This is a genomic window from Agaribacterium sp. ZY112, assembly GCF_041346925.1.
GTDB lineage: Bacteria > Pseudomonadota > Gammaproteobacteria > Pseudomonadales > Cellvibrionaceae > Agaribacterium.
Map to the genome: position 1 here is coordinate 3,067,997 of NZ_CP166840.1, position 13,349 is coordinate 3,081,345.

Annotated in this window: 9 protein-coding genes; 4 read left to right on the forward strand and 5 right to left on the reverse strand. The window is 44.3% G+C overall.

Annotation, left to right across the window (positions count from 1 at the left end; translation table 11 throughout):
- Positions 1 to 99 precede the first annotated feature (99 nt).
- Together hpf and AB1S55_RS13330 are read left to right on the forward strand one after the other, a co-directional pair.
- Positions 100 to 417, forward strand: coding sequence for a ribosome hibernation-promoting factor, HPF/YfiA family (hpf, locus tag AB1S55_RS13325; protein WP_370978673.1), 318 nt, complete (start codon positions 100 to 102; stop codon positions 415 to 417).
- A 139-nt stretch (positions 418 to 556) separates the two neighbouring features.
- On the forward strand, positions 557 to 1,219 hold the full coding sequence (locus AB1S55_RS13330; RefSeq protein WP_370978674.1) for a GGDEF domain-containing protein: 663 nt from the start codon (positions 557 to 559) through the stop codon (positions 1,217 to 1,219).
- Between the two features lie 46 nt (positions 1,220 to 1,265).
- Here the strand turns inward: AB1S55_RS13330 and uvrB are convergent, their stop codons facing one another.
- Together uvrB and rlmKL are read right to left on the reverse strand one after the other, a co-directional pair.
- On the reverse strand, positions 1,266 to 3,260 hold the full coding sequence (gene uvrB, locus AB1S55_RS13335) for an excinuclease ABC subunit UvrB (protein ID WP_370978675.1): 1,995 nt from the start codon (positions 3,258 to 3,260) through the stop codon (positions 1,266 to 1,268).
- Positions 3,260 to 5,458, reverse strand: a complete 2,199-nt coding sequence (gene rlmKL / locus AB1S55_RS13340; protein ID WP_370978676.1) for a bifunctional 23S rRNA (guanine(2069)-N(7))-methyltransferase RlmK/23S rRNA (guanine(2445)-N(2))-methyltransferase RlmL — start codon at positions 5,456 to 5,458, stop codon at positions 3,260 to 3,262. The genes uvrB and rlmKL overlap by 1 nt, the downstream gene beginning before the upstream one ends.
- A 265-nt stretch (positions 5,459 to 5,723) precedes the next feature.
- Between rlmKL and rmf the strand changes: the two genes are divergently transcribed.
- Complete coding sequence (gene rmf, locus AB1S55_RS13345) at positions 5,724 to 5,942, forward strand: ribosome modulation factor (protein WP_370978677.1); 219 nt, start codon at positions 5,724 to 5,726, stop codon at positions 5,940 to 5,942.
- A gap of 76 nt (positions 5,943 to 6,018) precedes the next feature.
- Here rmf and AB1S55_RS13350 read toward each other — a convergent pair whose 3' ends face one another.
- From AB1S55_RS13350 to AB1S55_RS13360, 3 genes are all read right to left on the reverse strand, one after another.
- Entirely contained in the window at positions 6,019 to 7,032 is a 1,014-nt protein-coding gene (locus tag AB1S55_RS13350; protein ID WP_370981597.1) for a quinone-dependent dihydroorotate dehydrogenase, read from the reverse strand.
- Between the two features lie 67 nt (positions 7,033 to 7,099).
- Positions 7,100 to 7,318, reverse strand: a complete 219-nt coding sequence (locus AB1S55_RS13355) for a DUF2835 family protein (RefSeq protein ID WP_370978678.1) — start codon at positions 7,316 to 7,318, stop codon at positions 7,100 to 7,102.
- A gap of 39 nt (positions 7,319 to 7,357) precedes the next feature.
- Complete coding sequence (locus AB1S55_RS13360) at positions 7,358 to 12,214, reverse strand: NAD-glutamate dehydrogenase (RefSeq protein WP_370978679.1); 4,857 nt, start codon at positions 12,212 to 12,214, stop codon at positions 7,358 to 7,360.
- Positions 12,215 to 12,369: 155 nt separating this feature from the next.
- Here AB1S55_RS13360 and AB1S55_RS13365 point away from each other — a divergent pair, with 155 nt between their 5' ends.
- Entirely contained in the window at positions 12,370 to 13,332 is a 963-nt protein-coding gene (locus tag AB1S55_RS13365) for an AAA family ATPase (RefSeq protein ID WP_370978680.1), read from the forward strand.
- The last annotated feature ends 17 nt before the right edge of the window (positions 13,333 to 13,349 follow it).

A 13,349-nucleotide genomic window follows, 5' to 3' on the forward strand; every position in this document is an offset into this window, starting at 1 on the left:
ATAGCAAAAACAGCTTGAATTATTTTTTACAGACGCCATAGTAAAGACGTGGGCCACACAAAATTTCTTAGCAACTATGGCACTGACGGAGGTCAGCCTATGAAATCAAATGCGGAAGTCGTCTACCGAGACATCGACTCCTCCCCCGCGTTGAATGACACTATCCATAAGCGCGTTGAAAAATTACATCGTTTCTCTGATTCGATCATGCACAGCCGAGTTGTTCTCGACAGTCCGCACAAGCATAAGCACAAAGGAAAAATATTTCGAGCCTCTATAGAAATCGACATGAAAGGAAACCCTATTATGGTTTCTAATGACGATGAGTCTATGCATGTAGCTGTTCGGGATGCCTTTGAAACAGTCGAGCGAAAGCTAAAACAAGAAAATAGCCGACGAAAGGATGCTCGCCATTAAATCATCCTAGAACCCCTTTCCCGTCGCAGGCTTATCAGCCTGCCATCCCCGCCTTATGGCGGGGATACATACCCAACAAGACAGATCTCTTTTTGTTGCTTACACTTTACATTACACGTATATCAAGTTGACGCCTCATATGAGCCGAGAAGGAACATCGAGCTGCCCTAATTCATTAGGCGAGTGCCCTCACCTTTCTGAATTAAATGCATTAAAAGCAGAGAATCAGCGCCTTCAAGAACTTGTCCGCACCGATGTGTTAACGGGCTTATTTAATCGACGCCATCTTAATTACTGTCTTGATCAAGAGCTTGAACGCACCTGTCGTAGTGGTCAGGCGACAACATTACTTATTGTTGATATCGACCACTTTAAGAGCGTCAATGATAATTACGGCCACCTCGTTGGTGATAAAGCTCTACAGTTGTTAGCCGCAACCATAAAAAATACGGTGCGAAAGTTAGATATTGCATGTCGCTATGGAGGAGAGGAATTTGCAATTATTTTGCCTGCAAGCACAAACGCCATCGGCGCTCGTGTTGCCGAACGCTTAAGGAAAAACGTCGAGAACAATACCCTCACTTTGGATGATGTTTCAGAACTTAAAATAACCATAAGCATTGGTATAGCAACATCTAGCAAGGGGCAGAACTTGGCTCCAAAGCAACTGATCAGCTCAGCAGATGAGCAGCTTTACAAAGCCAAAGAATCCGGTAGAAATCGAGTGTGTGGAGAGCAAGACAACCACTCTGAAACGGAAGTTAGCGCAGAAGAAAAAGCGGCTTTATTTGGTCCTAGCTAAAAAGTACATTCAAATATAGGCCGCTCAAGCCATAAGCATAAATTGATTACTCAGCACTTAGCTTTAAACGTTTTATTTGATCGCGAAGATTGGCAGCTTTTTCAAACTCCAAGTCTTTTGCAGCTTGCAGCATATCACCTTCCATCTTAGCTATGCGCTCCCATACGTCATTAACGTCAGCATATTTTTTCTGGTAGTCACTACTCGATTCAGCAACCTTGCTCTTAGATTTTCCTGCTGGTGAATAAACGGCATCCATAATATCCGCAACGGATTTAATAATACCTTTAGGCTCTATGCCGTTCTCTTTATTAAAAGCTAACTGTTTTTCTCTACGGCGCTCTGTTTCATCCATGGCACGCTGCATCGAGCCTGTAATTCTATCGGCATACAAAATAGCTCGGCCTTTAACATTTCGTGCGGCACGACCAATGGTCTGAATAAGAGAACGCTCTGAACGTAAGAAGCCTTCTTTATCTGCATCCAATATCGCAACCAGTGAAACCTCAGGCATATCCAGCCCTTCTCGCAGAAGGTTAATTCCCACAAGTACATCAAACTCACCTAAGCGAAGGTCTCTGATAATTTCTACACGCTCAACAGTATCGATATCTGAATGTAGATAGCGAACCTTGACACCATGCTCCTGCAGGAAATCGGTTAAATCTTCAGCCATGCGTTTAGTCAGCACTGTCAGCAGCACCCTATCGCCCTGCTCAACTGTGCGAGATATTTCACCAAGCACATCATCAACCTGAGTGCTGGCTGGGCGCACATCCAGTATTGGGTCGACTAAGCCTGTTGGTCTAACCACCTGCTCAACAACCTGATCTTGGTGTTCCTGTTCATAATTACCAGGCGTTGCACTTACCATGATCATTTGTGGCGCTAGCTGCTCCCACTCTTCAAAACGCATTGGGCGATTATCAAGTGCCGACGGCAATCTGAAACCGTATTCGACCAAGGTTTCCTTTCGCGATCGATCACCTTTGTACATAGCCCCGATTTGAGGGATGGTGACATGGCTTTCATCAATAACCAGAAGTGCTTCTTTAGGTAAATAATCAAATAATGTAGGTGGAGCTGCGCCGGAGTCTCGCCCACTTAAATAACGCGAGTAGTTTTCGATACCATTGCAATAACCCAACTCTCTCATCATCTCCAAATCGTATCGTGTGCGCTGCTCTAAACGCTGAGCCTCGACCAGCTTTGAATTGTCTCTTAACTGCTCAAGGCGAGGGCCTAGCTCTTCTTCAATAGAATCTATGGCCTCTAAGATTCTTTCCCTAGGAGTAACATAATGCGTTTTTGGATGAATCGTAACTCGCTTTAATTTAGAAACTTGTTCGCCAGTTAAAGGGTCAAACAAAGTCAGCCGATCAACCTCCTCATCAAATAGCTCTATACGCACAGCATTTTGATCTGAATCGGCAGGAAAAATATCAATGACATCACCGCGCACTCGATATGTGCCACGCCTAAAATCCATATCATTACGATCGTACTGAAGCTCCGCCAAACGCCTCAAAATTGCACGCTGCTCTATGGGCTCTCCCTCAACAAGATGCAGCATCATTTTCATATAGAGCTTAGGGTCACCAAGGCCATAAATAGCTGAAACAGTTGCAACAATGATCGTATCTTTACGCTCAAGTAGGGCTTTGGTAGCACTTAAGCGCATCTGCTCTACATGCTCGTTAATGGAGGCGTCTTTTTCAATAAAGGTATCCGATGAGGGCACATACGCTTCAGGCTGGTAGTAATCATAATAAGAAACAAAATATTCGACCGAGTTATTTGGGAAGAACTCTTTGAATTCACCATAAAGTTGAGCCGCCAAGGTTTTATTATGCGCCATCACCAAAGTAGGACGCTGGGCGTGATTAATAACATTGGCAATGGTGTAAGTTTTACCGGAACCTGTAACACCAAGTAAAGTCTGATAAGCAAGCCCCGAATCAATGCCCGTATTTAATTGCTTGATCGCAGCTACTTGGTCACCCGCGGGCTTATATTTACTTTGTAAGTCAAAGGCTTTCACTACTTGTTCACCAGCTTAAAACAACAATGAATTTTTTTATTTCGCTCATAATCTTTATCTATGCTTTGCGTCGTTATATCTTCAACATTGAAACGCTCTTGTAGGCTTGTGTCGATTTTAAAGCTGCGTAAATTATTTGAAAAGTACAACACACCTCCGGGTTTTAAAAGTTCCATACACCGCTCAACTAAGGCTGTGTGATCTCTCTGAACATCAAAGCTGTCGTCCATTCGTTTTGAGTTAGAAAAACTCGGTGGATCGAGCATGATGACATCAAAACCTTGGCGGCATTCTTTTAGCCATTGTCTAACATCTGCACGTACTAATTGATGCTTGTCTTTTTTAAAATTATTTAACTCTAAGTTTCGTTCGGCCCAGCTGAGATACGTTTTACTCATGTCGACACTGATACTGTCGCATGCTCCACCCTTGATGGCGTGCATGGTTGCACTTGCCGTATAGCAAAACAGGTTTAAAAAACTCTTGCCTTTGATTTCGTTTGCAATTTTTAAACGCAGTGGTCGATGATCTAGAAACAAACCGGTATCAAGATACGACTTTAAATTAACTGCCAGCTGAACTTGGCCCTCTTGAACACTAAAAAAATCGCTTTCCTGAGGGGCACTTTGACGTTGGTATTGATTGGCTCCACGGTTTCTCTGCCTAGTTTTTACATATAGCTCATCTTCTTTTAGAGAAAAGACATCGGCACAGGCCTCTAAAATGGCCTTAAAACGCTTTTCTGTTTTACGAGGATCAATTTTAGCTGGTGCTTGATACTCTTGAATGTGTACTTGATCTGCATACACATCAATAGCTGCGGAATACTCTGGTAAGTCGGCATCATAAGCCCGGAATGCATTAATTGAGTGTTGTGTTCGCCAGCTTTTTAAACGTGATAAGTTTTTACGCAGGCGATTCGCCACCATGGCCGCACCTTCACTTAGGGGCTTTTTCCTAGGCTCTCGCTCTTCGCGACTTAAGCTGCTTTCTTCATCTAATTGATATAAGCGCAGTTCACATGCAATAGCGCCATTCATAAACTTATATTTACGCTCATAACGTAAACGTGTCTCACCTAGTAAATCCGTATTAGAGCTAAATAAAGCCATGCGCCAACCGGTAAGCGATGTTTTGGCGTGAGCGGCAAGTTCACGATAATCAAAGCTTAATTTTTCCGCCTCACCTAAACGCATGCCGTAAGGTGGGTTGCAGACCAATAAGCCTTGAGTGCAAGCTCCTTGACCAAGATCCTGCTCCAAGAAATTAGTGTTTTGAATGTCTAATAAACCAGCAAGCCCCGCTCGCTTAATGTTTGTATGGGCCTGTTCAGAAATGCTGGCTTCTATTTCAAAGCCTTTTATAGCCAATAAGTTGCAGTCTCGCTGCTTGGCAATACTGGCATTATTTCGAGCGATGGCTTGTTGATGCTGATCTTGCCAAAGCTCTTGCTGGTGCTGCCGCCACTTGCTGAAGCCCCAGGTTTTGCGAAGCAAGCCTGGCGCTTGATCAAAAGCCATCATGGCAGCTTCTATCAATAAGGTGCCAGAACCACACATTGGATCAATAAAGCCGAGTTGAGACTGCTCAGTTTGCTTATTGAATGCTTCTAATCTAGCAGGCCAGCCTGAGCGAACAAGAATAGCCGCCGCTAGGTTTTCCTTCAGCGGCGCCATACCTCCGGCTTGGCGATATCCACGCTTATGTAAGCTATCCCCACTTAAATCTAGGGCGACATAACATGTTCTTTTACCGAGCCTTACGTTGATGCGGTGAGTGGGATGTTGCAAGTCGACATCTGGGCGTTCCACTGCTCGTTGTACAAACTGATCAACAATAGCGTCTTTTACAACTCGAGCTGAAAATTGTGTGTGGCGTAGATGATCATTGCTGCCAGCAAAATCAACTCGTAAGCGAGCGCCCTCCTCCATGTGCTCAAACCAATCAACCGCTGCAACGGCATCGTATAGGGCGTCTCGATCACCTGAGGGGGCTTCATTAAGGAGCAGCAAAACACGGTTCGCTAAGCGGGACCATAAGTTAATTTGGTAGATCTGCTCTATGCTAGCTTGAACAAAGACACCACTAACAGTTTGCTTTAGTTCACTTATGCCTAGGCCTTTAAGCTCTGATTCCAATAGCGCTTCTACGCCGGCTGGGCAGGTAATAAAGAGTTTATATGCTGTATCGTTATTCAATGTTTCTTCTACCCAATTGATTTTAAAGATTTTTTACTGTTCATGTTTACTTAGTGCCATGCCTAGGGTTTATACGATTTTGCCATTAAGGAGCAAGACGCTATAAGAAATAAATCGTTCACTCAGCGCTCACAAATTGAGAAACTGCAGGCTCGCTGTTGTTACAGGGAGCGTAAGGGGCACCGTTGCCGTTGGTATATGTGCATAGTGTAAGCCCAAACCCTGTGCCGCTAACAGCAATAACCCCAAAAGAGGAAAGATGCCTATGAAGCGCCAAAAACGCGATCGCAGCGATCTGGCTTTTAGTCGTGGTTACCAATCGGGATATTCAGGAGGCTCCCGAGACAAATGCCCATATGAAACAGGCTTTATACGCCACCAATGGCTAAGTGGTTGGCGAGAAGGTCGAGAAGATCGATGGAGTGGCTTTAATCCAGCTGCATGCGCACAAAAAGTAAGTAATATGCACAGTTCTTACTACTAACGCTTCCACTTAAACACATTTATAAAAAAAGCGGGCAATGCCCGCTTTTTCTTTTTATGCCTAAACTAGGCGGCATCTAATCAAAAGCAGCATTCACTGACTTAATTAGCGTCGGCCCCTTATAGATAAAGCCGCTGTATATTTGCAGTAAATCAGCGCCGGCTTCTATTTTAGCGATAGCATCATCTGTTGAGCTAATACCTCCACAGCCAATAATCGGCATATCCGCACCTAGGTTTTGACGAAGCTTGGCGATCACTTGAGTGCTTAGCTCTGAAAGAGGTGCTCCACTGAGGCCACCGGCCTCTTCTGCGTGCTTATGCTCTGCAACTGCATCACGAGAAACAGTCGTATTCGTGGCTATAACGCCATCCATCTCATGTTTCATCAAGGTTTCTGCAATAAACTTAAGGCCTTCGTCATCACTATCTGGTGCGACTTTTACTGCCACAGGCACGTACTTGCCATGATCATCAGCTAAGCGTTTACGCTCGTCGGCAAGCCCTGAGATCAGTTTCTCAAGCGCATCACCAAACTGTAGGCCGCGTAAGCCCGGTGTATTGGGGCTACTAATATTAATGGCGATATAGTCTGCTAAGTCGTAGACCTTTTGCATGCAAGCAATGTAATCGCTTAAGGCGTCTTCATCTGTTGTTGCTTTGTTTTTGCCGATATTGATGCCGATGTTACCGTTGTAGCGGCGATGATTTCTAACTTGGTTGGCGAGATAATCAACACCCTTGTTGTTAAACCCCATGCGGTTAATGATGGCTTCATGCTCAGGCAAACGAAACAGTCTGGGTGCTTCATTACCCGATTGGGCAACGGGGGTTACGGTTCCAATTTCAACAAAACCAAAACCCAGAGCACCCATGGCATTAAAATAATCGCCATTTTTATCAAGCCCCGCAGCTAAACCAACGGGGTTGCTGAACTCAAGGCCCATGATCTTTTTACTGTGCCCTTGAAAGCGAGGCTTGAGCAAACCTATCAGCTTAAGGCGCTCCGCCGCCGACATCATATCCATTGAAACATCATGAGATATTTCAGGATTCATCAAAAAGAGTGCATTTCGTACAAGTTCGTACATGGTAGAGCGGCTCATATGACCTCTGGCTCAGCTAGTAATTTGCGCGATAGGATAGCGGAATGATGCTTTAGAGTCGACGAATGTGGACCAACTTTGAGTTATTATCAACCAAGATTTCAAAACAGCCTTTAATACCACTGTAACCGACATAAGGTCTTAGACTCGAAGCAGGAAAGCGCAAGCGCTCTCCACTTTGACTTCTTGCAATAACGCTTTGAGCGCGCCCCTGATAAAGCTTTTGAAACTCTTCTGCGCTTAAACTCAAATTGACGATGTACTGTCTCATTGCCGAGCTATTTCCTTGATATTACCCTTATTTGTTTAACTAATTGTGAATCGTCACCTGAACGAGGTCATTTAGCTCTCTAAGTGCAACAGAGAACATGGCGTAATCAGCCTTATTGCTACCCTCAACCTTCGTGACCATTGTTGTCCAGCGACGTACCATCGTGTCATTCTGCTCATGCCAGCAGGCCACTCGCTTACCTATGTCACCACTATAACGCTCTGACAATAAACAAATGCTGAGCTTTCTTAACTGGGCTTCTAGATCATCAATATAGGCTTCCCTTGCGCTTGCCTGCCAAAAACTATCAACCTTAATTTTAGATAGTTGATTAGCAAACCAATCTAATTTCAGGGTGTGCATAAGCTCGATAAAGGTCTCTACGCATGCCTTTATATCTGCCCCACTCTGATTTGATACCTCTACCACACCTAAACCACTGAATAGACTATCCGGCATTTGTATCGAATCGAGCCAGCAATCATCGATACCATCTTGTTTATGTTGTTCAATGCCTTCTGCCCAGTGCGCCTTGTGAGCTTCGGGTAATAGCTTACCCACACAAGCTTGTGCTTCTCTAAGTTTATTTGCAAAAGCCTTTATCTCATGAGCGACATCTAGACCACTGCGACGATTTTTTAAGAACCACGACGTACCACGGCGTACTCGGCGTAACATAGTGCTAAGTAATGAGTGTTGCAGTTTCGCCTCGAGCTTATAATCAAGCGAGCCTATGTAAGAGAAAAACTCGTGCAAAGAGAAAACGTCACGAGCTACAACATAGGCTTTGACCACCTCTTCAGGACTGCTACCTGAAATCTCCGAGAGGCGATAAAACGAGGTAATCCCTAAGTGATTTACAAAGTCATTAGCCAGCTGAGTAGCAATAATTTGTTTGCGTAACTTGTGTTTTTGTATTTCATCAACATAAGTGTCATGCAGCTTTGCCGGGAAAAGATTGAACACGGCTTGAGCACAATAATTGTCGTTTGCAATATCGGAATCGGATAAAGCCTCTTTTAATTGTACTTTTGCATATGAAATTAATACGCATAATTCTGGCCTAACAAGCCCCTGCCCTTGAGCAATACGCTCTAGCAATAGCTCATCGGCAGGCAAGTATTCAAGCGAGCGGTCTAAGCGACCGCTCTCCTCTAGTTGAACAATAAAACGACGATACTCATTCATTCTGTTGAGTACCTGAGATTCAGCCAAGCTTAAAGCCAATGTTTGTCGATAGTTATTTGCAAGCACCAAGTTACTGACATCATCTGTCATTTCTTGCAGTAATTTATTTCTTTGCTTTTCTGTTAAATCACCGTTTTCGACTTGCGCATCGATCAGAATCTTAATATTTACTTCATGGTCCGAACAATCAACACCTGCTGCATTATCAATGAAATCGGTGTTACAGGCGCCACCGTTTTGACTGAACTCTATACGGCCATTTTGAGTTAAGCCTAAGTTTCCGCCTTCACCAAAGACTTTGGCGCGTAGCTCTGACCCATTTACCCGCAAACAGTCATTGGCTTTATCCCCTACATTGGCATGGCTCTCTTGCTCACTCTTTACATAAGTTCCAATCCCGCCATTCCATAGTAGATCAACCTCAGCCCGAAGAAGTGACTTAATTAATTCATTCGGTGTTAATCGAGAAACATTCAGACCAGTTAGCTGCTTCACCTCCGCAGTTAATTCAATAAATTTGTCCGATCGTAACCAAACACCACCGCCTTTAGAAATAAGTTCTTTTTTATAATCAGACCAACCTGAAGCAGGCCCCTCGAATAAGCGCTGGCGTTCTTGGTAGGATTTCTGTGGATCTGGTGAGGGATCGATAAAAATGTGTAAATGATTAAATGCCGCAACAAGGCAAATTTGCTCTGACAGCAGCATGCCATTACCAAAGACATCTCCTCCCATGTCACCTATGCCAATCACCTTGAATGGGTCAGTTTGAGTATTTAAACCTTGTTCACGGAAAAGGCGCTGCACGGAAACCCAAGCACCACGCGCTGTAATTCCCATCGCCTTATGGTCATAACCTTGGCTGCCTCCGGAGGCGAAAGCATCTCCTAACCAATGGCCTTTTTCTATCGATATTTCATTCGCAATATCACTAAAGGTTGCCGTACCTTTATCGGCAGCAACTACAAGGTAGGCATCATCACCATCACGACAAATGAGCCTTTCTGGGCGTTTTACCTGGCCCTCAACTAAATTATCAGTGAGCTCTAATAGTGAACGAATAAACAAGCGGTAGCACTCTATACCCTCTGCGAGTTGATCAGCTCGAGAAGCACTGCGATCAAGCTGTTTTGCAACAAACCCACCTTTTGCACCACTTGGGACAATGACGGAATTTTTTACCTGCTGCGCTTTTACTAAGCCTAGCACCTCGGTACGATAATCTTCTATACGATCCGACCAGCGCAAACCTCCCCGCGCAACTTTAGAGGTGCGTAGATGTACCCCTTCAACCCGAGATGAATAAACAAAGAATTCAAAAGCGGGTTTAGGCTCTGGGATATCTGCAATTTTATTGGGCTCAAATTTAAGCACTGTGCAAGGAGAGTGTTCGTCATTATCACCGCGCTGATAAAAATTAACTCGAAGAGAGGCTTCAATGAGCTCGATATAACGCCTAAAAACCTGCTCCTGGCTAAGCACGGCGACATTATCTAATTCAGTATTTAAAGCCTCTACTAAACGCGCAGCCTGCTCGTCTCGTAATTCTGTACTTAAACTTAACTCAGGATTAAAGCGCTTATCAAACAAAGTAATCAGGTGCTTAGTAAGCGATGGGTATAACACCAAGCTATCACTGATGTAATCGAGACTTAGCTCAAAGCGTGTTTGCTTCATATAGTGCGCATAGGCACGCAGCAAATTCACTTCACGCCAGTCTAACTGTGCAGAAAGCACTAAGCGGTTAAAGCCATCGCTTTCATGGTGGCCTTGCCAGGCGTGTTTAAAACACTGCTCAAACTTTTGTTTAATGAGGGTAATATCATTAACCGACGAATTAGAGCCCTGAAGCTGGAAATCGTGTAACCAGAATACTTCACCATCAGCACGACGAATTTGAAATGGCTCTTCACCAAGCACTCTGAGCCCCATATTCTCCAGAATTGGAATGACATCAGAGAGCTCGAGCATGTCTCTAAGGTGCGCGACACGAAACTTTAACTGCTCCTCTCCATAACCCTGAGGCTGATACAGCTGAACAGAAATGTTTTCTCTTGTTTCGAGTTGCTCGAAGGTTTCTATATCATCTACGGCCGTACGCGCATCAAAGCTTTCTTTATAGGCATGAGGAAATGCCTCGACCCAAAGCTTGTAGTATTTAACCGCTTTAGCTTCACCTAAACCGTCATCCAAGGCTCGTTTAAACTGCTCTTGCCAACCTTTGGCTAAATCCGCAACGCGGCGTTCTAATTCGTCGACATCGAGATCAATTTTATCGCTGTCCCGCAAGCGAAAAACGATGTGAGCTCGAGCATGTTTTGACTCTGAAAAGAACGTGTTCGAATCGCCATCATCAGAGCCTATTTCTTCACCAATAAGCTGTTGGATTTTTAATCGTAACTTGGTCGTATAAAGCTCCCTAGGCACATAGACTAAGCAACTTACAAATTGACCAAAAGCATCGGGGCGAGCTAATAAGCGAATAATATCTCGTTCGTTTAACTCTACTATACGTTTAATACTCTGATAGAGCTGCTCTGCTGTGGCCTGAAACAACTCCTCTTTAGGATGCAAGTGGATGCAGCGCATCAGACGTTTACCGTCATGCGATCTTGGATTAAGGCCAGAGCGTTCAATCACATGCTCTACCCGCTTGCGTAAAATAGGGATGTCGGTCGGAGACATAGATGAGACAGCATAGGTATAAAATCCCAGGAATCGACGCTCACCACAGACCTGCCCTTGGTCATCGTATTTTTTTACAACAACATAATCGGGGTAAACATGCCTATGCACGGTTGAGCGAGTGCGAGATTTTGAAAAGCATAAGACCTCATCGCTCTGATAAAAGTTAGCCGCACCACTGACAAATTGCATGGCCGGTAAGCATAAGGATTCGCAATCAATGGCCTTAAAGATACCTAAGCGCGCATCTTTATCTTCCTCTAATACCTCTGCCTCGATTCGCTTCCCGCTTTGCAATACTTGATCAAAGCTTAAATCCCTATAGCCTAAAAAGGTGAAATTTGATGATTTAAGCCAGCTCAAAAAAGCCAAGCTTTCAGAATCGGCTTTAACTTGCTTAAGCTCAGCGATGCACTCATCAAGCTTGTTTGTCATGGCAGGATAGTCACTGACTACGACAGCGACATCCTGTGCAGCGTCGATCAAGCGCTTACTTAAGGCATCTCGCTGGTGAGCATCATCAATGGCACTGATTTCAAAATAAGCAAAAGTTTCACGTATGCTATTTTTTCGCTTGCTCGGCTTTTCTGTCGCTAGAGTAAAGTGTGAAAAACCTGTCTCACTGCGTTGCACTTCTATAATTTTGCTGCTGACAACATGAATGGCAAGCTCACTCTGTTCTAAAACTAAACGTAACGAGTCAACAAGAAAGGGGTAATCCTCATAATTAAAAAGTACGACTGTTCTTGGGCAAACCCAACCATCACGCTGCAGCTCTGGGTTAAAGACTCTACAAACAGGCTCTTTGGCTTGGCGCCCAGCTGAGAAGCAATAACAATTCAGTAGGGCTTGGCGCAGGTCTGATATAGGCCTGCCCACCCAATCGGCCAAGGAAAACTGTTCAAGCATTAAGCGAACCCAGTCCTGTTCTTGTTTGGCTGCTTTAGCATCTTGTGGTGCTAAAGCATCAAGTTCTTTTAGCAAATTTGCTATTTGTTCTAGATGCTTTTGTGCAATTTCCACATTTCACTCCATGTAGTTTACTTAAGTACTTGATATTCGTAAGATTTACCCTATTAAAGCATAGCTTATCTATGAAAGTTCCTATCTGATATATATTGAACTTTCTATAAGCCTAGGTGTCACACCCCATCAATAATAAGAGTTTGCAGAGTATCATGAGTTCAGAGCACAACCTTAGCGCACTTAAAAATTGGCTTTCCAGCCAAATCATTGGTCAGCACAAACTTGTCGAGCGCTTATTGATTGCCATTATCGCTGACGGACATTTACTGGTAGAGGGCGCTCCAGGTCTAGCAAAGACGCGAGCGATTAAAAGCCTAGCTGATGGCATAGAGGCTGACTTCCATCGAGTGCAGTTCACACCAGACTTGTTACCATCAGACGTAACAGGCACAGATATTTACCGACCTGAGAATGGCAGTTTTGAATTTCAGGCAGGCCCTATATTCCACAACCTTGTATTGGCTGACGAAATTAACCGCGCTCCGGCCAAGGTTCAGTCTGCTTTATTAGAAGCCATGGCAGAGCGTCAGGTCAGTGTTGGCAAAAAAAGTTACCAGCTACCAGAGCTTTTTTTGGTAATGGCGACTCAAAACCCAATCGAGCAAGAAGGAACATACCCGCTTCCAGAAGCGCAACTTGATCGTTTCTTAATGCATGTGAATGTTGACTTCCCCGATTTTGAAGCAGAAAAAGCCATTTTGCGTTTAAGTCGTGCAGAAGCGAATCACATTGAAGCTCAAAAACCTGAAGTTATTTCTCAAGATGAGATTCGATCAGTACGCAAACAAGCCTTAGAATTACATATGGCTGAAAGCGTTGAGGATTATATTGTTCGCTTTACCGATGCAACTCGTCGCCCTAGCAAACTTAGCGAAACACTTAATAAACAAATCGATTTTGGCGTCAGCCCTCGAGCAACCATAGCCTTAGATCGATGTGCCCGCGCTCATGCGCTATTAAGTGAGCGTGATTATGTTAGCCCTGATGATGTTCAAGCTGTGATTCACGATGTATTTCGCCACAGAATCATATTGAGTTTCGAGGCTGAAGCCAGTGGTATTACCTCCGATAGCATCATCGATGAGCTTATCAGCCTCGTCCCTATTACCTGCTGATAGCTACAGAGACCGCT

Excerpts from the sequence above, each read along its gene's own strand:
- hpf (WP_370978673.1), top strand. The coding sequence starts at position 100 with ATGAAATCAAATGCGGAAGTCGTCTACCGAGACATCGACTCCTCCCCC.
- AB1S55_RS13330 (WP_370978674.1), top strand. The coding sequence starts at position 557 with ATGAGCCGAGAAGGAACATCGAGCTGCCCTAATTCATTAGGCGAGTGC.
- rmf (WP_370978677.1), top strand. The coding sequence starts at position 5,724 with ATGAAGCGCCAAAAACGCGATCGCAGCGATCTGGCTTTTAGTCGTGGT.
- AB1S55_RS13350 (WP_370981597.1), bottom strand. The coding sequence starts at position 7,032 with ATGTACGAACTTGTACGAAATGCACTCTTTTTGATGAATCCTGAAATA.
- AB1S55_RS13355 (WP_370978678.1), bottom strand. The coding sequence starts at position 7,318 with ATGAGACAGTACATCGTCAATTTGAGTTTAAGCGCAGAAGAGTTTCAA.
- AB1S55_RS13365 (WP_370978680.1), top strand. The coding sequence starts at position 12,370 with ATGAGTTCAGAGCACAACCTTAGCGCACTTAAAAATTGGCTTTCCAGC.